Consider the following 18,960-nt stretch of genomic DNA (forward strand, 5'->3'; position numbering starts at 1 on the left):
CGGTATTCGGCCCGTGAGCCTGCCGCGTTGTAGCTTTCGCGGGAAGCTCGCGGGCCGAAGTCCAGGAGGAGTCGTGGGGTTTTCCGGAGTCAGGCTGGCGCGCCTGCGAGAGGTGCTGTCCAGGTACGTGGACAGCGGGACGATGCCGGGTCTGGTGGCTGCGGTGAGCAGGCGCGGTGAGACGCGCATCGAGGCGCTCGGTGCGCGGGAGTTCGGCGGCGAACCGATGCGCCGGGACGCGATCTTCCGCATCGCATCGATGACCAAGCCGATCACCGCCGCCGCGGTGCTGATCCTGGTGGAGGAGTGCGAACTGCGGCTGGACGACCCGGTCGACCAGCTGCTCCCGGAGCTGGCCGACCGCCGGGTGCTGACGAGGCTGGACGGACCGCTGACCGAGACGGTTCCCGCGAACCGGCCGATCACCCCGCGCGACCTGCTGACCTTCCGCTTCGGTCTCGGCTACGTGCCGGGCGAGCCGCCGATCTTCCAGGCGCTGGCCGAGGCCGGGTTGGCGCCGGGGCCGGGCAACTCGGAGCTGTCGGTGGCGGAGTGGATGCGCCGCCTCGGCGAACTCCCGCTGGCCCACCAGCCGGGCGAGCGGTGGCTGTACTCCACCGGTTCCGACGTCCTGGGCGTGCTGGTCGAACGCGCATCGGGACGGCCGTTCGCGGAGTTCCTGCGAGAGCGGATCTTCGAACCGCTGGGCATGCGGGACACCGGTTTCCACGTGCCCGCCGATCAGGCGCACCGCCTGGCCGCCAGCTACGAGTCCGATGCATCGGGAGCGCCGGTGCCGCGCGACGATCCGCGCGACGCGCAGCCGGGCTTCCCGGCAGGTGGCAGCGGCCTGGTGTCGACCGTCGACGACTACCTGGCGTTCTACCGGATGCTGCTGAACGGCGGCCGCAACGGCGCGCACCGCATCCTGTCCCGCGCGTCCGTCGAGCTGATGCGCACCGATCAGCTCACCGAGCAGCAGAAGCTGACCGCACAACCGCTCCTGGACGCCGATGTGGGCTGGGCCTTCGGCCACGCCGTGATCACCCGGCGCACGGGTCTGTCGACCCCCGGCACCCAGACCTGGTCAGGGGGCCTGGGCACGACGGCGTTCGCGGACCCGGCCGAAGACCTGGTCGGCGTCCTGCTCACCCAACGAGCGATGGACGAATCCGGCTACCCGAACTGCTTCAAGGACTTCACCACCACCGCCTACCAGGCACTGGGCGACTGAGCCGCAAGAGCAGGTCCACTGTGGACCTATCGGTCACCGGCCTCGGTTCGCCGCCCGGCCGTCAGGTGCGGTGTTCGGGCACCGCCGGGTGGTCGCGGCGGGCGACCAGGTTCAGCAGCTCCAGGGCGTCGTGGTCGGGGGTGTCCGGTTCGGCTTGGTAGACGACGATCCGCTGGTCCGTGCCGGAGATCCCCAGGACCTCGTAGGTCAGGGACATCGGGCCGACCGCGGGGTGGTCGAAGTTCTTGATCCCGACCGACTTCGGCTGCACCTCGTGGCGCGCCCACATCGCCGGGAACTCCTCGCTCTTGAGCGCCAGCTCGTCGATCAGCGCCTTCAGCCGGGTGTCGGCCGGGTTGTCGCCGAAGGTCGCGCGCAGGTCGGCCACCGAGTTCTCGGCGATCTCGGCCCACGGCGCCATCAGCTTGCGCGCGGTGGGGTGCAGGAACAGGTAGCGGGTGGTGTTGCGGCGGTGCGCGGGCCACTGGTCGATGTCGGCGAGCAGTGCCAGTCCGGCCGGGTTCGCGGCCAGCATGTCGTTGCGGCGGTTCAGCACGTAGGCGGGCCCTGCCAGCGTGTCGAGCAGGCGCAGCACGCTCAGCCGCACGGCCTCGGCCTCCGGTTGCTCCGGGTTCCGGGCGCCCGATGCGTGTCGTGCGAGGTTGTGCAGGTGCTGGCGCTCAGTTGCATCGAGCAGCAGCCCTCGCGCCAGCGCCTCCAGCACGGCATCGCTCGGGTGGCGCTCGCGGCCCTGCTCCAGCCGCGTGTAGTAGTCCGAGCTGATCCCGGTGATGGCGGCGACCTCTTCGCGCCGCAACCCCGGTGTGCGCCGCACACCGGTACCGGACGGGAGGCCCACGTCGCCCGGTTTGCGGCGGTCGCGGCACGCCCGCAGGAAGCTGCCCAGCTCATTGCTCACCATTCGATGCTGCCACGCGCCCAGCCTGGGTGTGCCACTCCCAGGAGAAGCGCGACCTGCCGCGCGGCGGTGAACCCGGCGACCATCGGAGGACCGACGAAGGGGATGACGAGATGACGTTGCGGCAGGTTCGGCTGGGCTCCGGTCCGGTGGTCGGGGCGCAGGGCCTCGGCTGCATGGGGATGAGCGAGTTCTACGGCCCCACCGACCAGGACGAGGCCCGGCGCACGCTGGAGCACGCGCTGGCGCGCGGCGTGACCCTGTTCGACACGGCCGACATCTACGGGATGGGTGCCAACGAGGAGTTCCTGTCGCCGTTCGTGCGGGCCAACCGCGAGCAGGTGGTGCTGGCGACCAAGTTCGGCCTGGTCCGCAAGGCCGACGACCCGCACTACCGCGGCTTCCGGGGCGATGCGGCTTACGTCCGCTCGGCGGCGGAAGCGAGCCTGCGGCGGCTCGGCGTCGACGAGATCGACCTGTACTACATGCACCGCCGCGACGTGTCGGTGCCGATCGAGGAGACGGTCGGTGCGATGGCGGAGCTGGTCGCCGAGGGCAAGGTGCGCCACCTCGGGCTGTCCGAGGTGACCGGCGACGAGATCCGCGCGGCGCACGCGGTGCACCCGATCGCTGCGGTGCAGAGCGAGTGGTCGGTGTTCAACCGCGACGTGGAGGACACGGCGGTGCCCGCGGCCGCGGAGCTGGGCGTGGCCCTGGTGCCGTACTCGCCGCTCGGCCGCGGTTTCCTCACCGGGGCGTTCGCGGCGGCGGAGAACCTGCCGGATGGCGACCTCCGCCGCAACTTCCCGCAGTACTCCGGCGAGAACGCGGCCCGCAACGTGGAACTGCTGCAGCCGCTGCGCGAGGTCGCGCAGCGCCACGACGCGACGCTGGCGCAGGTGGCGCTGGCCTGGCTGCACGCGCACGAAAGCCTGACGGTCGTGCCGATCCCCGGCACCCGCCGCCGCACCCGCCTGGACGAGAACCTCGGCGCGACGGACCTGGCCCTCACCCCGGCCGACCTGGCGGACCTGGAACCGATCGCCGCTCAGGTCGCGGGCACCCGCTACGCGGACATGTCCTTCACCGCCGCGGGCCGCGAGTGACGCGGCCGGAAATGGCTCCGTTTCACCTGATCCCGTGAGCGTTTTGGGGTGCTACAGCGCCCCGAAGCACTCACGGATCCGCCCACCGAAGCGGGACGCGCGAGCCCGTCAGGTGCGGCACCTGGGACGGGGTTCCGGGCTGAGGAGGCGGCGGGTTTCGCCGAGGAACTCGCAGCCGTGGTGCCAGTCGCCGGTCACCGCGACGGCCAGCTTCTCCACGCCCACCTCCGCGTAGGCCGCCAGCTGTTCCGCCACCTGCGCCGGGGTTCCCGCGCAGGTGGCGCCGCGCGCCGCCTCGACCGGGATGCCGTAGGTGGCCGCGACCTCGCCGGCCAGGTTCTCGCCCAGCTTCGGGTCCGGCTGCTTGGCGAACGCGCACTGGACCACGGTGGCCAGGCGGGGCGCCGGGCGGTCGTGCTGCTCGGCGAGGTCGCGCAGCCGTTTGGACTTGGCGCGGATCTCCTCCGGGCTGTGCAGGGCGGCGAACCACCCGTCGCCGTACCGAGCCGTCCGGCGCATCGCCGCGGGAGAGGTTCCGCCGATCCACAGCGGCGGCGCGGGCACCGGAGGGGAGAGGTGGACCGTGGGCCCGTCGGGCAGGGAGGTCGGTTCGCCGGCCAGCAGCGACGGCAGGAGCTGCAGGAACTCGTCGGTGCGCGCGCCGCGCGTGGCCGGGTCGACGCCGACGGCGTCCCAGCCGCTGTCGTGGTCGCCGACGCCGATGCCCAGGTGCAGCCGGTCGCCGCCGGTCAGGTGCTGCAGGGTCGCGATCTGCTTGGCCGCGCAGACGTGCGTGCGCAGCGCGGGCAGGTACACGGCGAAGCCGATGTCGATGCACTCCGTCACCGCCGCAGCGGTCGCCAGCGCCAGCATCCCGTCCAGCACCGGAACTCCGTCGGCGAGGTGGTCACCGCACCACACCGAGTCGAGTTCGACGTCCACCGCGTGGTAGGCGGCCTCCCGGATCTCCACCGCCGGAATTTCCATCTGCGGCAGGAAGATCCCGATCTCCATAGCCATCTGCTGCTCCTGGGGTCGGTGCTCCTACCCAGGATCAGACTTAGAGCGCGCTGGAGGTCAAGAGCACACCGACGGGATCGCCCGCGCGAGCCCGGTGGTGTGCAGGTGGTCCAGCTCGGCGCGGGTCCGGTTGAACGAGCCCGCCAGCCGGCCCTTGCACGACGGGTGCTCGCGCAGCTGCCGGGTGTCGCGCAGCTCCAGCAGGATCTCGTCGTTCAGCCGGTCGATGACCGGCCGGATCTCGCCGAGGTCGGGACGTTCGGTCGGCTGCTCGTCGGGGCTCGCGGCCCAGCGGTCGTGCAGGGCGTGCTGCACGACCTTGCTGGCCTCGATCTGGTCGCGGAAGATCCGCTGCGCCGCCGCGGGGTCCAGGCCCAGCTCGGCGGACTTGCGCGCCACCGCGTCGAGCACCTGCTGCTCGCGGGCGGGATCGTCGATCGGCTGGCCGGTGCCCCACTTGGCGGCGGCCACCTGGTCCGCGGTGGCCACGCGCTCCGCCGCCGCGTGCAGCAGCGGGTCGAGCGAGTCGGGGTCGGCGTGCGCCGGGGTGGCGAGCGCGACGATGACGGCACCGGTGACGAGCAGCGATCGCACGGCGAACCTCCGGGTCGACGATCAGGCCGCGGAGCAGTATTGCCCACCGCGCAACCCGTTGCCACCGCTCCCGCGCCGGTATTCTCGGGTTGGTGCTGATCGACCTCAGCGCGGACTGGTACCGCGCGATCGTGAGCTGGGCGGCCGGGACCCCGTTGTGGGTGCACCACGTCGTGCTGTTCGCGACGCAGGCCCTGCTCGGTGTGCTGGCCGCGCTGACCGTCCTGTCGTGGTGGCGCGCGGGGCATCGCCCGCAGCACTTGATCCCGCTGCTGGCCGGTGCCCTCGGCTGGGTGCTCGCCGGCCTGATCAAGGACGTGTTCCAGCAACCGCGCCCGTGCAACGCGATGCCGATCGAGACGATCAGGGCGTGCGCGGAGGTGAGCGTCTGGTCGCTGCCCAGCGGGCACTCGACGGCCGCCGCGGCGCTCGCGGTCGCCCTGGCCCTCCAGTGGCGGCGGATCGCGTTGCCGGTCTTCGCGATCGCCGTCCTGGAGGGTTTCACCAGGATCTTCATCGGGGTGCACTACCCGCACGACGTGCTCGCGGGCTTCATCCTGGGAGCGGTGGTGGCGGTGGTGTGCACTCGGCTCGGTTGGCGCGCGCGAAGTCGCGGAACGCCCGCGCCGGGCGCCCAGTGAGGTCCGGCACCACCGAGGTGACCAGGTCCTCCGATCCGGCGCGGATGTCGAGGTCCATGGCGGTCAGCGCAGCGGCGAAGTCCGCGGGCACCGCCGTGGAGTGCTGCCGGATCCGCTCCTCCGGCGTGATGTCCTCGTGCCGCACCGGCCGCCCGGTGACCTCGGAGATGATCGCCGCGGCCTCGGCGTGACTCAGTGCTTCCGGACCGGTGAGCACGTACTCGCGGGCGATCTCGTCCGCCGCGAGCACCGCGTCGGCGACCGCGGCGATGTCGGCGGCGTCGATCCAGCCCACCCGGCCGTTGCCGGTCGCGGTGCGGATCACCCCGCGTTCCCGCAGGTCCACCGCGACCGGGTGCGGGCCGGTGAAGTTCTGCATGAACCCGGACGGGCGCAGCACGGTGGAGTCCGGCATCGCCGCGACGTGATCGCGCAGCCCGGTGAGCCCGGGGATCACCGCCAACGACCCGAGCAGCACCACCCGGCGCCCTTCGACGGCCCGCAGGAACGGCTCGACCAGCGGCATCGGTTCCAGCACACCGATCGGCGGCACCAGGAACACCTGCTCGACGCCGTCCAGCGCAGGGCCGTGAGTGCGCGGATCGGACCAGTCGAAGCGCACGTGATCGGGATCGGGACCGGGGTGCCTGCTGGCGATCCGCACCGGAATTCCGCGCCCGCGCAGCAGCTCCGCCAGCGGCCGACCGGTGTTCCCGGTGCCGCCGGTGACCAGCACTGTCCCGCCTCTCCGAGATTTTTCAGCGGTGGTTGCGTCCGGGATCGATCTCGCGTTTTGCGGGTTCTTGTGGCTGGGTTGCATCACGTTCCCCTGAGGTGCGGTTGAGCAGGACTCGACACGAGGGGCGTCATGCGCCGGCTCCCATCGCCCGTGCCGCCCGCACCGGGCTCCAGTAGTCGCGCAGCTCCGCGAAGGCGCCGTCGCGCACCACGAACACCGAGACGTAGCGCATCTCGTAGGCCTCGCCGGTCGCCACGGTGCGCCCGTGCGCGCTGAACTCGACGACGATCGTCGCCGGGTCGGTCGTCCGGTGCACCACGACCGAGGGAAATCCGGTGATGTCCATCCGGTCCGGGTAGTCCGCCAGGTACGCGCGCAGCTCCTCCCGCCCGGTCAGCCGCGCCGGGGTGCTCTCGGCGAACGGGAACTCGACGGTGCAGTCCGGGGTGAACAGGTCGACGAATCCGGCCATGTCCTTGGCCAGCAGCAGGTCCAAAGCCCGCTGGAACAGTTCTGCAGCTTCCACGCCACCCACGTTTCCCGCCCGGCGCGGCGGCAGGCAGGGCCGCGGTTGCCCCGGACCAGCGGTCCGTGGCTGCGCAGGCCGGGATCGTGGCAGGCTGGTCCGGTGAACAAGCTCGAACTGGCCCAGTTCCTGCGCCGCCGCCGGGAGGCCCGGCGACCCGCGGAGGTCGGGCTGAGCGTGAGCGGTCGTCGCCGCACGCCGGGCTTGCGCCGCGAGGAAGTCGCCTGGCTGGCCGGCGTGTCGACGAACTACTACGAGCGCCTGGAACAAGCCCGCGCCCCGCGCCCGTCCACGCAGGTGCTCGCGGCCCTGGGCACCGCGCTGCGGCTGACCGAGGCGGAGGGGGAGCACCTGGCCCGCTTGGCCGGGCAGGCGCCTCCGGCGCGCGACGAGCCGGTGCCGGAGGGCGTGCTGCGGCTGCTCGACCGGCTGGGCCCGGTCCCCGCGTACGTCGTCGACGAGCGCTACGACGTGGTCGCGTGGAACGCGTTGGCAGTGCGCTTGATCGCGGACTTCTCCGCGCTGCCGCCGGAGGAGCGCAACGTGCTGCGGATGGCGATGCGCGGCGGCCGGTGCTCCTCAGCGGGCGACGAGTTCGTGCGGCAGGCGGCGGCGGACCTGCGCCTGGCCGCCGCCCGCCACCCGGACGACCGGCGCATCACCGGGCTGGCCGACGAGTACGCCGAGTTCAGCGCGCAGTTCGCGGCGTCGTGGACCGATCACGACGTGCAGGTCCGCCCCACCCTGCGCAAGCGGATCGAGCACCCGGACCTGGGCGAGCTCGACCTGGAGGCCCAGGTCCTGCACGCTCCGAACAGCGCCCACCGCCTGATCTTCTTGACGGCGGAACCGGGCACTCGATCCCACGAAGCCCTTACCGCGCTGAGCGCTGCGGGAGGCGATAGGCCCAGTTCCACACCGCTTCGAGCGGACCGCGTTCGAAGCGCCGGAGCCACAACGAGGCCAGCGTCATGAACGTCGCGCAGATCGCCGCCCAGGCCAGCACAACCCACCACGGCCGGGCCCAGTCGAACTGCGCGGCCAGCCCCAAACCCCAGCCGTAGCAGAGCACAGCGCCGACCAGGTTCTGGAAGACGTAGCAGGACAACGCAGTCCGGCCGACCGCGGTCAGACCTCGGCGCAGCACACCGGGTTCACCGCGCAGCGAAGCCAGCACCGTCGGGATCAGGCCGAGCAGGCCCAGCGCGATCACCGGCGGCAGGATGTAGCGGTCCACCATGAACCACTCCGGCCCGGCGAAGGTCGTGACCAGGTTCAGCGGCACGCCGATGCCGAAGCCGAACAGCATCAACCGGTTCCGCAGCCGCTGCTGGTCGGCGTTGAACACGCCGGCCCGGTACAGCCGCGCACCGGCCAGGAACAGCAGCGTCGACAGCGGGATGACGAAGATGGCCTCCGCGCGGTAGATGCCCCACTCGGTCAGGCGCCCGGTGAGCTGTTCGAGGTAGCTGCCGTGCGTGTAGAGGTCGGTCGGCGGAGTGGACAGCGACACGTCGCCGTGCAGCATCCCGAGGGTGGTCAGGCCGATGAACGCCACGTGCACGGTGCCCATCGCGATCATCCAGCCGCGCTGCGCCCGGTCGCTGCGGCCGATGAGGTAGGCGACCAGGATCGAGGTCACCGCGTAGCTCATCAGCACGTCGTACTCGAAGATCAGCACGTAGTGCAGCAGGCCCTCGGTGAACAGCAGCCCGGCCCGCCACAGGTACCAGCCGGGCCACTTGCCACCGCGCCGCTTCGCGGAGCGGTACTGCAGTTCGAGCCCGATGCCGAACAGCAGGGTGAGCAGCGCGAGGAACTTCCCGTTGGCCAGCCAGCGCAGCGCCGCTTCGACGTACGAAGCGCCGCCGTCGAGCGTGATGTTCAGGGCGGCTGCCGGGCCCTGCGGGTTGGTGAAGATCCAGATGTTGGTGCCGAGGGTGCCTAGGATCGCTACACCGCGGATGACGTCGAGCGAGCTTATCCGCGTCGAGGTGGGCGCCTGTTGCAGTGTTGTCATGGGTTCCCCAGTTGTCGGAAGCACTCCGGCGCTGTGACGGAGGGTTACGATGCAACTGCATGGTAAACAGTCGGGCGCCGGTTTTGCAATGCAGTTGCATTGGAAAGGTTGGTGACGTGCCGAAACAGGTCGACCACGAAGCGCGGCGCACCCAGATCGCCGAGGCGCTGCTGCGCCTGGCCAGCCGCGGCGGGCTGGAGGCGGTGAGCCTGCGCGACGTCGCGGCGGAAGCCGGCATCTCGATGGGCGCGGTGCAGCACTACTTCAAGAGCAAGGAGCAGATGCTCCTGCACGCGATGGACCACGTGACCAAACGTGCTGGTGAGCGCATCGTGGCCGCGCTGAGCCGGCAGGGCGAGCGGCCGTCGGCGCGAAAGATCGTGCGCACCGTGATGCTCGAAATGCTGGCGCTCACCGAGGACAGCCGCATGGAGTTCCTGACGCACTTGGCGTTCTTCATGCGAGCGCTCGGCTCGCCCGAACTGGCCGCGATGTACCGGGAGTGGTGGCCGGAGCTGGAGCGCTGGCTCACCGGCGAGCTGCGAACGGCCCAGGAATCCGGAGAGCTACCGCCCGACCTCGACCCGGCCCGAGAGGCGGAAATCCTCCTGTCGATCCCCGACGGCCTCTCGGTGGGCCTCCTCCTCGGCCACCGGACGGGAGAAGAAGCAATAGCCACGATCGACTACCACTTGGACCGCGTCTTCACGAAGTCCGCAAAGGACTAGCTCTGCCCGACGGTGTCGCACGACGGAGAAGAAAGCCGGTCTCGGTAGATGATCCAAGCTTGCCGACCCTTCTGATCTGGTCTGGATCATGCGCCTTCGTTGATCTCGCGTCGCCGTGCGGTGATCATTGCCGTGAGCAGATCGCGGCCGGACAGCACGATGCCAGGGGCGGAGTCGGTGTTGAGCGCCAGGTGCATGTCCGGCTGATCGAGCAGTTTGGCCAGACTGCGCATCGCAATGGTTACGCGCGGTGCAGTGACGTGCGGTGGAACGCGGTGAGGACTGGTGTAGGCGTACAAGGCTCGCCGCCCGTTGGTGTCGGTGCTGACCGGGAGCTGGTCTGGTGCCGCGTGATCCGTGACTACCACCACGTGCGCGCTGGCGGTCGCCAGCGCGGCTGCGATTCCAGTACCGGGGCCGTAACCGCTGGCGGCGAGCTCCAAGGCGCGCTCCACCGCATTCGTGGGATCGGGCCAACCGCGCATTTTCGGCCCTGGGCGGTAGTTGGGGTTGGCGACCCAGTTCCCGATAGTGCCAGTGGTGGGGTCGGTCTCAAACGCGCCGCGGATCCCCCACGGTGGCACTTCCCCGCGCGCATCGAACTCCGAATCAGTGACGTACAGGCGTGCACCAGGGCGCGACCGGGCTCGTGCACGCATGTCGTCAGTGATCTCGGGGCTGGCCATTCCATGACGTCCACGACTTCGGAGGCATAAGTGCTCGTACGTGCTCCGTCTGCGCCCCGGCCTCACTTGCTTTCGTCGTCCTTCCCCTTTTGGTCTGAGCTCGTGAGGGGGAACGGCTCCATGTTCTTGTCGAGTCCGATGGGGAAGTTTTCCTTGCTCCACGACTTCAGTACTTCACCGCGAGCGATCTTTTCGTTCATGTACCGTATCGCCTCCTCGGTCTCCTTTCTGATCTCCGGGTCGACGTCCTCCCGCTTGGGCAACTTGCGCCGACAGATCTCTGCCATGTCTGCTGCAATCTCTTCAGGGGTCATGACTTAACTCCCTTGTGTTAGTCCTCGCATGGTGGTTGTCGGTCGGGGTAGGGGTTATCCACGGATGGACGGGAGTGCGACGTCGATTCCGGTTATCAGCCGAAGTGATCCCCAAACGGAATGGGGCCGAGGTCGCGCCCCTGCTTGCTCCGGTCGGTGAGCAGCAGAGCCCAGTCCCGGATCATGATCTTCAGCGACAGTGGTGTAGCAGGATTGAGGTTCAGGAATACCGGTCCGCCGCCCATCGTGTCGATCAGTGTCCACCCGGGTACGAGGTGGTGGTGTGCCCAGCTGGTGGGCAGCCGGGCGGGGCTGGTGAACGCGGTCAGCTCCGGCAGTCCTTGGCGGTCGCGGGTGATGTGGAGTTGGGTGTCTCCTTCGTGCGAGGAGTACAACGCCAGTTCCGTGCGGAAGAGCGTGTCCACCAGGTATCCCAGCGGGTTGTAGCCGTGCAAAGCACGCCACAGCACCGTGTCGACGATGGTGTCCAGGAGCAGGCCGGCGACCTGTTCCGAGGGCCGGTACAAGGGGCTGATCTTGTACCTGCCGGTCAGCTCACCCGCCTCGTCGACCTCGTAGCCGCCCTGGATCGCGCTCTTGGCCACCGGCTGATCCACGGGGGCCGCGGGGTCCTCGAAGATCAGCCAGCGGGCCTTGCCCGCCAGCTTGCGGGCGCGGTCCCGCATCGCGTCATCGATGGCGGGCAGCGGGAACGGTCCGAGGACCGTGGCGCGGTCCCACGTCGTGTCTGAATCAGGAGAGGTCAACGTGCTCCCTTTCGGAGGATGCTTTCGTCGAAGTACGGGTTGGGCACCCATTCATATCCGGTCGGTTTCCCATCAGGACCGAAGGAGGTCGGGCGATAAGCGCCTTCGATGATCGAGGGGTGCGCGCCGTCTTTGAGCGCGAACTCGCGCTCCCCGTGCGAGGTGTACCCGTACCGGCTGTTTCCAAGGTAGTCGTGCATGGTCGCGTCCACATCGATACCGCCGCCCGTGCGGAACTTGAGGATGACCCCGTAGTCGTCAGGGCGGTTCTGCCCGCGCTGGAGCGCGTGCTCCAGGCTGTCGGTGGCGGAAACGAAACGGGAGTTCGTGGCTCCCCCAACGTGACCATCCAGCGCAGCAATGTCGGCCCTGCCATCCGGATCGCGGGGCGCGATCCCCTCCCGGAAGATCTGGTCCAGGTCTTGGGAGTGCACGGCGCGCCACAACGCGTTCGCCTCGTCGGACGGGTCGACGTTGCGGTGGATGAACTCCGGGGCGTCGAAGTCGCGAGGCCGCTGCCAGGCGTCGTTGCCGAATGGATCGGGATTGTCCCGGCTTAAGCCTTCCGGCAAGTCCTTCGTGCCTGGTTCGAAACCATAGCGGTCATCGAACTTCTGGATGCCGTCGCCGTGTTCACGCACCTCTGCCAGAGCTTCGTTCACGACGCGTTGCTCCGCTGACGGTGCTTCCGGTATGTGATGCCCGGCCGACTCCGGCGTGTGCCCATAGGACAGCTGCGACGTGGTGTGGTCCGGAGTCCGGTTGTAGTCGGTGTGGGAGGGGTTCGTGTCGGTCCAGCTGCCCGTTGTTTGGTGGGGTGGCGGGGGCGGGGTGCTGTGGTTCGGGGTTGGTGGGTGGTCCCAGCCCCCTGAGGGGGTGCTGGTGTTGGGTTGGTGGCTCTGCGGCACGGGTTCGGGCCGCGGCGCGGGCGGTGGGCTCGGCGGTGAGGCGGGTGAGTCCGGGGTCCAGTTCCAGTCGTCGGCTTTGCGCGTGTCCGGGGTGAGACCGTCTTTGAGCTCGCCGAGGACCTTGCGCGTGACCGAGCCTGCTGTGCTGCTTCCGCCGGTCACCAGGCCGGCGGCTGCTTCTGGTGCCAGCTTGCCGAGGGACCCGAACGGGTCTTTCGTGAAGCTTTCGATGCCAGCGCTGGCCATTGCTTTGGTCGTGGCGACGGGGTCGGTAATGAAGGCTTTGCCCGCTGCGAAGGTGCTGGAGACCAGGTTGCTCATGTTCTCCGCGTACTTGGACGGGTGCGTCATGTTGTACGGGTCGAACGGTGTGATCGCGCGGAGCTGTTGGATCATCTCCAGGCCGCCTTCGAAGCTGCCTCGCCAGAAGTCGCCGTAGGCTTCGGCGACGTTCTGGCCGATGTCTCCCAGCGCACTGCCGAGTTGGGTCAGCAGGCCGGGTTGCGGTGGTGCTTCGTCAGCCGCCTTCAGCAGGACGGCCGCTGCCTTCTTGGCTGCTTCCTCGACCTGCTTCTTGGCGTCGTCGAGGGCTGCTTGGGCTTGTTGGCGAGCCGCTGCGCCTGGGTCTTCGAACGGACCGGTGGCATCGGACTTCTCGTACTGCGCCAAGGCCCGCTCGCTCTGCCTTTCCGCCGCTTCGATGTCCGCGCATGCCTGCTCCGCCTGGCGTTGCGCCCAGGCCAGCGTGTCCCGGTACTGCTGCAGCGCTTTCGCGGAGTCGGTGAAGGCGTCGGCCGCGCGGAACCACTTGGGCGGTTCTTGCTGGTAGTAGTCCTGGAAGGCGTCCGCGGTGGCGCCTTTCCAGCCGTCGGTGCTGATCTTCTGGAAGCCCTGCCCGGCGTTCTCGAACGCGGTGCCGAGCTTGGTCATCGTGGTCAGGGTTTCGTCGATGGCGGGCAGCTCGCCGGGAACCTCGGCCTTCGGGTCCGGTGCCATCAGCCACCGGCCTTGGTGTCGACCCCGAGGACCTGGGACACCGCCTGCTGCGGTAGCCCCTCAGGCGTCAGGTCCACGGCGAACTGCTCGATGGACTTCTGCGGTGCGGCGTTGAGATCGGCCATCGGGTCGTCGGCCGCGGCGCCCAGGATCTTCTTGAACGCGTCGAGTGCTGCCTGCTCGGCCTTCTCATAACCGGAGCGGGTGTCCGACAACGCCGCCGCTGCCGCGGCACCTTCCTCCACGAGGAACTTCACCCCGTAGTTCCACTTGCCGCAGAACTTGCGCAGCGCAGAAGCCAGCAGCACCGACCCGGCATCGCTGTCGCTCAACGTCATCATGGCCACGCCGTGGCCGTCGTTGCCCAGCTTCTTCACCGGCCACGGAAGTTCGGCTTCCAGCGCGGCGATCGCGTCGTTGACCCCCTGCGCTGCTTGGCCCAGCGCTTCCAGATCGACCTGGAATCCGTTGTGATCCCCCATTTACAGCGTCCCTCCCCAAGCACGCACCACGGGTCTTTCATACGGCGACATCGCGGCCACCGGTCGTTCCGGCTGGTCGCGGTCGACTGCGACCGACGCGGGTGTGATGCCGTGCAGTGCGGGCAGCGCCACGGAGTGCGCCTGCGCTGGATCTAGCAGCACACTGGTGCCCTGCGGCATTCCTGGCAGGTAGCTGTCCAGCAACCGGGCACCGGCCAGCAGCAGGTACTCGACCTCGCCGGCCTCGCCACGCTGCAGCCGGTACTCGGCCAGGAATCTCAGGTCGGAGAACACCGGCAGCCACGGGACGTCGTCCACCTGCACCACCGGCACGGTCGGCGGCTCGGAAACGCATTCCAGGTACACGGCCGCACTGCGGAACGTCGCCACCAGGTCCTCCGGCCGCTCCAGGGCGCGGCGGAACCGCAGCGCTTCCCGGACGATCGGCGGCCGATCCAGCATGGACACAGCCGTAGACACACTTCCCCCCGGAATCAGTCGATCACAGCGAGTGGTGACGCTAGCCGATCTCTGGGCGTTTTGTAGTGAAAAACCCAGTGGCTTAGACCATAGAAAGTATTAGACCGTTCGGTGGTAAGTGATCAGAACGCGACCTCGGCGTAGGTCAAGGCGCCGGGGGTGGCTTCGGCGGTGCCGCCGGTGGTCTCCGCCAGCCAGGTGCCGAAGGCGTCCACTTCGGACACCGGGACGTTGACGTGGAAGCGGACCACGTCCTGGTACTCGGTGTCGACCACCTGGTAACCGGCCGATCGCAGATCGTTGTCCAGCTTGCCCGCCAGCAGGTAGTCCACTTCGGTCGTCACGGTCCGGACCGGGCGGCGCTCGACCAGCCGGACGTGCTCCAGCGCCGCCGACACCGCGCCGCCGTAGGCGCGCACCAGCCCGCCTGCGCCGAGCAGCACACCGCCGAAGTACCTGGTCACCACGGCCACCGCGTTGGTGACCTCGTTGTGCCGCAGCACCTCCAGCATCGGCACGCCCGCGGTGCCCGCCGGTTCGCCGTCATCGCTGGACTTCTGGATCTCGCCGAGGTCGCCGAGCACGAAAGCCGAGCAGTGGTGGCGCGCGTCGTGGTGCAGCTTCCGGCGCTGCTGGATGAACTCCCGGGCCTGCGCCTCATCGGTCACCCGGGCCAGCGCGCAGCGGAACCGGGACTTCTTGACCTCCAGCTCGTGCTCACCGGACTGCGTGATGGTGCGCATCTGTCCCCTTCGGAAGGTGGCGTTGCTCACGGCCCCGCTGGGCTGTTCCCCCATCCTCCCACCGTGGCAATGCCGCAGGTCAACGCGGTGCGGTGGCATTAGGGGGACGGCGATTTCCGTTGTGGCCCGCGGCCACGTAACGTCCCCCCTCATGGAGCAGTCCTCGAACCCGTTTGAACCAGGCGCGCGGGTCCGCGCCACGTTCGGCCGGTTCCGCGACAAGGTCGGCACGGTCGTGGAGACCGCCACCGGCCTCCCCGAAGTCTTCGACGGTCCCGTCCTGTGGGTCCGCTTCGACGGAGCCGAAGACCCCGGCCTGGTAGCAGGCCGCTTCCTCGAAGCGGCCTGATTTCCACTCCAGTCAGCCCCAGACTTCGGCGGCGGTTTCGGCGACGAGGCGGAGCTTGGCCACTTCCTCTTCGTAGGTCAGGGAGTTGCCGTCCTTCGTCGAGGCGAAACCGCACTGCGGTGACAGGCACAGCTGGTCGATGTCGACGTAGCGGGCGGCCTGCTCGATGCGGCGCTTGAGCGCGTCCTTCGACTCCAGCTCGCCGCGCTTGGTGGTGACCAGGCCGAGCACCACGGCCTTGCCCTTCGGCACGAACCGCAGCGGTTCGAAGCCGCCGGAGCGCTCGTCGTCGAACTCCAGGAAGAACCCGTCCACTTCGAGCTCGTTGAACAGCGCCTCCGCGACGAAGTCGTAGCCGCCCTCGGCGACCCACGACGAGCGGAAGTTCCCGCGGCACATGTGCGTGGTCACCGCCAGGGTGTCCGGCCGCCCGCGCAGGGACTCGTTGATCAGCTGGATGGTCTGCAGGTGGGCCCGTTCGGCGTCGTCGCCGCGCGCGGTCAGCTGGGCCCGCTGGGCCGGGTCGTTGAGGTAGGCCAGGCTGGTGTCGTCGAGCTGCAGGTAGTGGCAGCCGAGGTCGGCCAGGCCGCGGACCTCGGTGCGGTAGGCCGCGGCCAGGTCGCTGCGGAACTCGGCCAGGTCCGGATAGGTGGCCTCGTCGATGGACGCGCGGCCGCCGCGGTAGTAGAGCATGCCCGGCGACGGGATGGTCAGCTTCGGCGTCGCGGTGGTGACCCGCTCGGCCAGCGCGGTGAACGCCTCCGCGAAGATCGTCCGGCTCAGCCCGATCCGGCCGGTGACCCGCAGGTCGGGCGTGGCGAACTCGACGTCGCCCTGCTCGTTGCGGAACTGCACCTTGAGGCTGGCGTCGGCGACCCGCTCCACGCCGTCGAGCTGGTAGAGGAAGTCCATGTGCCAGGAGCTGCGGCGGAACTCGCCGTCGGTGGCGCTGTGCAGGCCGATCTCCTCCTGCATGGCCACCACCTGCGTGATCGCCTCGTCCTCGACCCGCCGCAGCTCGGCGTCGTCGATGCGGCCGGCGGCGTGGTCGTCGCGGGCGTCGAGCAGGGATTGCGGGCGCAGCAGGCTTCCGACGTGGTCGGCGCGGAACGGTGGGGAGACGCGAGGGCTCATGGCCGCACGATAGTTTGCTAATGCGATCGTGCCCAGACCGCTCCCGCGGTGACCGTTTCGCCAGGTCCGGCGACCGTCGGGGTGACCCGTGGCCGGGTTGCTCGTTGGTGATGGCTGTGAGCAAGGACAAATCGGTACTACCGGTCCGCTGGATAAACTCGACCGGGACAACTGACGTCGGGGCTGACGGATGGAGACGATGCGAGTTCTCGTGATCGGAGCCGGAGTCGGAGGACTCGCCATCGCCAACGGGCTGCTCGGCCAGGGCCACGAGGTCCAGGTCTTCGAGCACGCCGACACCCTGCGCACCAGCGGCGCGGGCATCACGGTGTGGAGCAACGGCACCGCCGCGCTGCGCGAACTGGGCATCGACATCGAACCGTCCGGCCGCAAGCTGCACAGCCTGCGCTCGCTCACCGACTCCGGCCGGCTGCTGTGGGAAGCCGACCTCGGCGAGGTCACCGAACGCCTCGGCTCGCCGACGGTGCAGATCGCGCGCCGCGAGCTGATCGCCGAGATGGCCGCCGCGCTGCCACCGGAGGTGCTGCACTTCGGCCGCCGCTGCGTCGGCGTCGTGGAACGGCCGGACAGCGTCGCGGTGGAGTTCGACGACGGCAGCAAGGCCGTCGGCGACCTGCTGATCGGCGCCGACGGGCAGCGCTCGGTGGTGCGCCGCGAGCTGCTCGGCGGTGACCCGGCCAAGCCGACCGGCTGGGCGAGCTGGCAGGGCCTGACCCGCAGCGACCTGCCCGTCGCGCACGGCCACCAGACGCTGAACATCGCGGGCCGCAACGCGCACTGCGGCCTGATCCCGACCGGCGGCGGACTGCTGCACTGGTGGTTCGACATGCCGTGGAAGGAAGGCGACCCGGTGCTCTCGGTCGCCGACCTGCGCGCGGTCTTCGCGGGCTGGCCGGATCCGGTCGAGCAACTGCTGGCCTCGGTCACCGACGACGACCTGGGCTTCTTCCCGCACATCCGGCACAAGGTCCCGCACGTCTGGGGCGGCCCGCGCAGCACGCTGCTCGGCGACGCCGTCCACGCGATGCCGCCGGCGGTGGCGCAGGCGGCCAACCAGACGCTGGAAGACGCCTGGCTGCTCACCCAGTACCTGTCGGGCGCGGGCGACGACCTGGCGCCCCGGCTGCGCGCCTACGAGCAGGAACGCCGCCCGAGGGCCCTCAAGGTGTCCCGCACGGCGGCCCTGACCTCGGCCCAGCGCAGCACGCCGCTGCAACGCCTGGCGAAGTTCCCGGGCTGGCTGGCCACCCGCAGCCAGGTGGCTTCCCTGCGCTCCGGCAGCAACGTCCTGCGCGGCTTCGCCCCGCGCCCCGCGATCCAGGCCGCCTGACCCGTTCCGCCGCGATTTCAATGGAAATCAGACGTCTGATTTCCATTGAAATCGCGGAGTTCCCGACGTCCGTCGGCGTGTCGGGTCGCGACATGCCGACAGGGCGTGCAATTTCCATTGAAATTGGGTGTCCGATTTCAATGGAAATTGCGGATCGTCGCTGGAAGCGCGACGGCCCGCCGCGCCGGGAGTGGCGGGGCGGGCCGTCGGGTCGGGCCGGTCAGGCGCCGGCGGCGAAGGTGTCCGGGTCCGGGCCGACGCGGACGTCGGTGCGCAGCGCGGTGATCGCCGCGACGTCGTCGTCGGCCAGCTCGAAGTCGAAGACCTCGGTGTTCTCCTTGATCCGCGACGGGGTGACCGACTTCGGGATCACGACGTTGCCCAGCTGCAGGTGCCAGCGCAGCACGATCTGCGCCGGGCTCTTGCCGTACTTCTCGCCCAGCGAGGCCAGCGTGGTGTCGTCCAGCAGGCCCTTGCCCTGGCCGAGCGGGCTCCACGCCTCGGTGGCGATGCCGTGCTCGGCGTGGAACGCGCGTAGCTCGGCCTGCGGCAGGTTCGGGTGCAGCTCGATCTGGTTCACCGCGGGCACCACGTCGGTCTCGTCGAGCAGCCGCTGCAGGTGCGGGACCTGGAAGTTCGACACGCCGATCGCCTTGGCGCGGCCCTCGTCGTACAGCTTCTGGAACGCCTTCCAGGTGTCGACGTACTTGTCCTTGGCGGCGACCGGCCAGTGGATCAGGTACAGGTCGACGTAGTCCAGGCCGAGCCGCTCCAGGCTCTCGTCGAAGGCCTTCAGCGCGTTGTCGTGGCCCTGCTTGTCGTTCCAGAGCTTGGTGGTGACGAACAGGTCCTCGCGCGCGATGCCCGATTCGGCGATCGCCCGGCCCACGCCCTCCTCGTTGCCGTACACCGCGGCGGTGTCGATGCTGCGGTAACCGGCCTCCAGCGCCGACTTCACCGGTGCGACGACCTCGTCGGCCGGCACCTGGAAGACGCCGTAGCCGAGCTGCGGCATCGCTGCGCCGGTGTTCAGCGTGATGTTCGGAACCTGAGTCATGTGGGTGATGTCCTCCGCCGTATCGCGTTCGTCGCCGGCTCCGAGGAGCCGGCACCAGGTGGAACCGATCCAGTCGATCGTGGATTCCCGCCACGCGGTGTGGTCCGTACCGCAGGCCACCGTATTTCACCCACCGCGCGATCGCCCAGAAAGAGTTCCGCGAGTG

Annotated in this window: 22 protein-coding genes; 7 read left to right on the top strand and 15 right to left on the bottom strand. The window is 69.5% G+C overall.

Features of this window, described 5'->3' with window-relative positions; all coding sequences use genetic code 11:
- Positions 1-73: 73 nt before the first annotated feature.
- Entirely contained in the window at positions 74-1,234 is a 1,161-nt protein-coding gene (locus ATL45_RS15445; protein WP_093145599.1) for a serine hydrolase domain-containing protein, read from the top strand.
- 61 nt (positions 1,235-1,295) lie between these two features.
- Here the strand turns inward: ATL45_RS15445 and ATL45_RS15450 are convergent, their stop codons facing one another.
- Entirely contained in the window at positions 1,296-2,153 is an 858-nt protein-coding gene (locus tag ATL45_RS15450) for a helix-turn-helix transcriptional regulator (RefSeq protein ID WP_211841234.1), read from the bottom strand.
- A 113-nt stretch (positions 2,154-2,266) separates the two neighbouring features.
- Between ATL45_RS15450 and ATL45_RS15455 the strand changes: the two genes are divergently transcribed.
- Complete coding sequence (locus ATL45_RS15455; protein ID WP_093147115.1) at positions 2,267-3,259, top strand: aldo/keto reductase; 993 nt, start codon at positions 2,267-2,269, stop codon at positions 3,257-3,259.
- Positions 3,260-3,367: 108 nt separating this feature from the next.
- Here ATL45_RS15455 and ATL45_RS15460 read toward each other — a convergent pair whose 3' ends face one another.
- Positions 3,368-4,279: an LLM class flavin-dependent oxidoreductase gene (locus ATL45_RS15460; RefSeq protein WP_093145601.1), complete on the bottom strand. Its 912-nt coding sequence runs from the start codon at positions 4,277-4,279 to the stop codon at positions 3,368-3,370.
- 57 nt (positions 4,280-4,336) lie between these two features.
- Entirely contained in the window at positions 4,337-4,873 is a 537-nt protein-coding gene (locus ATL45_RS15465; protein WP_093145602.1) for a chorismate mutase, read from the bottom strand.
- A gap of 92 nt (positions 4,874-4,965) precedes the next feature.
- Between ATL45_RS15465 and ATL45_RS15470 the strand changes: the two genes are divergently transcribed.
- The gene (locus ATL45_RS15470; RefSeq protein ID WP_170210251.1) at positions 4,966-5,514 is read left to right on the top strand and encodes a phosphatase PAP2 family protein; all 549 of its coding nucleotides are present in this window, start codon (positions 4,966-4,968) and stop codon (positions 5,512-5,514) included.
- On the opposite strand, the gene ATL45_RS15475 is transcribed toward ATL45_RS15470, so the two are convergent.
- Positions 5,426-6,250 (bottom strand): NmrA family NAD(P)-binding protein, encoded by an 825-nt coding sequence (locus tag ATL45_RS15475; RefSeq protein ID WP_093145604.1) that lies wholly within the window; start codon positions 6,248-6,250, stop codon positions 5,426-5,428. The two genes, ATL45_RS15470 and ATL45_RS15475, sit on opposite strands and share 89 nt — an antisense overlap.
- Before the next feature lie 130 nt (positions 6,251-6,380).
- The gene (locus tag ATL45_RS15480; protein ID WP_246025362.1) at positions 6,381-6,779 is read right to left on the bottom strand and encodes a nuclear transport factor 2 family protein; all 399 of its coding nucleotides are present in this window, start codon (positions 6,777-6,779) and stop codon (positions 6,381-6,383) included.
- A gap of 102 nt (positions 6,780-6,881) precedes the next feature.
- On the opposite strand from ATL45_RS15480, the gene ATL45_RS15485 reads away from it, so the two are divergent.
- A complete protein-coding gene (locus ATL45_RS15485) occupies positions 6,882-7,754 on the top strand; it encodes a helix-turn-helix transcriptional regulator (protein WP_093145605.1) in 873 nt (290 codons plus the stop codon).
- On the opposite strand, the gene ATL45_RS15490 is transcribed toward ATL45_RS15485, so the two are convergent.
- On the bottom strand, positions 7,654-8,799 hold the full coding sequence (locus tag ATL45_RS15490) for a DUF418 domain-containing protein (protein ID WP_093145606.1): 1,146 nt from the start codon (positions 8,797-8,799) through the stop codon (positions 7,654-7,656). The two genes, ATL45_RS15485 and ATL45_RS15490, sit on opposite strands and share 101 nt — an antisense overlap.
- A 116-nt stretch (positions 8,800-8,915) precedes the next feature.
- Between ATL45_RS15490 and ATL45_RS15495 the strand changes: the two genes are divergently transcribed.
- The gene (locus tag ATL45_RS15495) at positions 8,916-9,527 is read left to right on the top strand and encodes a TetR/AcrR family transcriptional regulator (protein WP_093145607.1); all 612 of its coding nucleotides are present in this window, start codon (positions 8,916-8,918) and stop codon (positions 9,525-9,527) included.
- An 86-nt stretch (positions 9,528-9,613) separates the two neighbouring features.
- Here the strand turns inward: ATL45_RS15495 and ATL45_RS15500 are convergent, their stop codons facing one another.
- The 7 genes from ATL45_RS15500 to ATL45_RS15530 form a co-directional block, all read right to left on the bottom strand.
- On the bottom strand, positions 9,614-10,213 hold the full coding sequence (locus tag ATL45_RS15500; RefSeq protein WP_121505349.1) for a type VII secretion system-associated protein: 600 nt from the start codon (positions 10,211-10,213) through the stop codon (positions 9,614-9,616).
- A gap of 62 nt (positions 10,214-10,275) precedes the next feature.
- A complete protein-coding gene (locus ATL45_RS15505; protein WP_093145609.1) occupies positions 10,276-10,527 on the bottom strand; it encodes a hypothetical protein in 252 nt (83 codons plus the stop codon).
- Positions 10,528-10,622: 95 nt separating this feature from the next.
- Complete coding sequence (locus tag ATL45_RS15510; protein WP_246025363.1) at positions 10,623-11,294, bottom strand: hypothetical protein; 672 nt, start codon at positions 11,292-11,294, stop codon at positions 10,623-10,625.
- Positions 11,291-13,198 carry a putative T7SS-secreted protein gene (locus ATL45_RS15515; RefSeq protein ID WP_093145610.1) on the bottom strand — a complete coding sequence of 636 codons (1,908 nt, stop codon included), beginning with the start codon at positions 13,196-13,198 and terminating at the stop codon, positions 11,291-11,293. The genes ATL45_RS15510 and ATL45_RS15515 overlap by 4 nt, the downstream gene beginning before the upstream one ends.
- A complete protein-coding gene (locus tag ATL45_RS15520; RefSeq protein WP_093145611.1) occupies positions 13,198-13,680 on the bottom strand; it encodes a hypothetical protein in 483 nt (160 codons plus the stop codon). The genes ATL45_RS15515 and ATL45_RS15520 overlap by 1 nt, the downstream gene beginning before the upstream one ends.
- Positions 13,681-14,142 carry an SseB family protein gene (locus ATL45_RS15525; protein WP_093145612.1) on the bottom strand — a complete coding sequence of 154 codons (462 nt, stop codon included), beginning with the start codon at positions 14,140-14,142 and terminating at the stop codon, positions 13,681-13,683.
- Positions 14,143-14,282: 140 nt separating this feature from the next.
- Positions 14,283-14,903 carry a YigZ family protein gene (locus ATL45_RS15530; RefSeq protein WP_093145613.1) on the bottom strand — a complete coding sequence of 207 codons (621 nt, stop codon included), beginning with the start codon at positions 14,901-14,903 and terminating at the stop codon, positions 14,283-14,285.
- 151 nt (positions 14,904-15,054) lie between these two features.
- Here ATL45_RS15530 and ATL45_RS15535 point away from each other — a divergent pair, with 151 nt between their 5' ends.
- On the top strand, positions 15,055-15,252 hold the full coding sequence (locus ATL45_RS15535) for a KOW motif-containing protein (RefSeq protein ID WP_093145614.1): 198 nt from the start codon (positions 15,055-15,057) through the stop codon (positions 15,250-15,252).
- A gap of 12 nt (positions 15,253-15,264) precedes the next feature.
- On the opposite strand, the gene ATL45_RS15540 is transcribed toward ATL45_RS15535, so the two are convergent.
- Positions 15,265-16,386, bottom strand: coding sequence for a 5-methyltetrahydropteroyltriglutamate--homocysteine S-methyltransferase (locus tag ATL45_RS15540; protein WP_093145615.1), 1,122 nt, complete (start codon positions 16,384-16,386; stop codon positions 15,265-15,267).
- A 199-nt stretch (positions 16,387-16,585) separates the two neighbouring features.
- Here ATL45_RS15540 and ATL45_RS15545 point away from each other — a divergent pair, with 199 nt between their 5' ends.
- Positions 16,586-17,737: an FAD-dependent monooxygenase gene (locus ATL45_RS15545; RefSeq protein ID WP_246025364.1), complete on the top strand. Its 1,152-nt coding sequence runs from the start codon at positions 16,586-16,588 to the stop codon at positions 17,735-17,737.
- Positions 17,738-17,957: 220 nt separating this feature from the next.
- On the opposite strand, the gene ATL45_RS15550 is transcribed toward ATL45_RS15545, so the two are convergent.
- A complete protein-coding gene (locus tag ATL45_RS15550) occupies positions 17,958-18,794 on the bottom strand; it encodes an aldo/keto reductase (protein ID WP_093147120.1) in 837 nt (278 codons plus the stop codon).
- Between the last annotated feature and the right edge of the window lie 166 nt (positions 18,795-18,960).

Origin of the sequence: Saccharopolyspora antimicrobica (assembly GCF_003635025.1) — a bacterium.
In the GTDB taxonomy this organism is placed as follows: Bacteria; Actinomycetota; Actinomycetes; order Mycobacteriales; family Pseudonocardiaceae; genus Saccharopolyspora; species Saccharopolyspora antimicrobica.

Bases quoted from the DNA above. Each gene is read 5' to 3' on its own strand.
- ATL45_RS15545 (WP_246025364.1), top strand. From the start codon at position 16,586: ATGCGAGTTCTCGTGATCGGAGCCGGAGTCGGAGGACTCGCCATCGCC.
- ATL45_RS15550 (WP_093147120.1), bottom strand. From the start codon at position 18,794: ATGACTCAGGTTCCGAACATCACGCTGAACACCGGCGCAGCGATGCCG.
- ATL45_RS15540 (WP_093145615.1), bottom strand. From the start codon at position 16,386: ATGAGCCCTCGCGTCTCCCCACCGTTCCGCGCCGACCACGTCGGAAGC.
- ATL45_RS15500 (WP_121505349.1), bottom strand. From the start codon at position 10,213: ATGGCCAGCCCCGAGATCACTGACGACATGCGTGCACGAGCCCGGTCG.
- ATL45_RS15460 (WP_093145601.1), bottom strand. From the start codon at position 4,279: ATGGCTATGGAGATCGGGATCTTCCTGCCGCAGATGGAAATTCCGGCG.
- ATL45_RS15535 (WP_093145614.1), top strand. From the start codon at position 15,055: ATGGAGCAGTCCTCGAACCCGTTTGAACCAGGCGCGCGGGTCCGCGCC.
- ATL45_RS15520 (WP_093145611.1), bottom strand. From the start codon at position 13,680: ATGGGGGATCACAACGGATTCCAGGTCGATCTGGAAGCGCTGGGCCAA.
- ATL45_RS15455 (WP_093147115.1), top strand. From the start codon at position 2,267: ATGACGTTGCGGCAGGTTCGGCTGGGCTCCGGTCCGGTGGTCGGGGCG.
- ATL45_RS15530 (WP_093145613.1), bottom strand. From the start codon at position 14,903: ATGCGCACCATCACGCAGTCCGGTGAGCACGAGCTGGAGGTCAAGAAG.
- ATL45_RS15490 (WP_093145606.1), bottom strand. From the start codon at position 8,799: ATGACAACACTGCAACAGGCGCCCACCTCGACGCGGATAAGCTCGCTC.
- ATL45_RS15525 (WP_093145612.1), bottom strand. From the start codon at position 14,142: ATGCTGGATCGGCCGCCGATCGTCCGGGAAGCGCTGCGGTTCCGCCGC.
- ATL45_RS15505 (WP_093145609.1), bottom strand. From the start codon at position 10,527: ATGACCCCTGAAGAGATTGCAGCAGACATGGCAGAGATCTGTCGGCGC.
- ATL45_RS15515 (WP_093145610.1), bottom strand. From the start codon at position 13,198: ATGGCACCGGACCCGAAGGCCGAGGTTCCCGGCGAGCTGCCCGCCATC.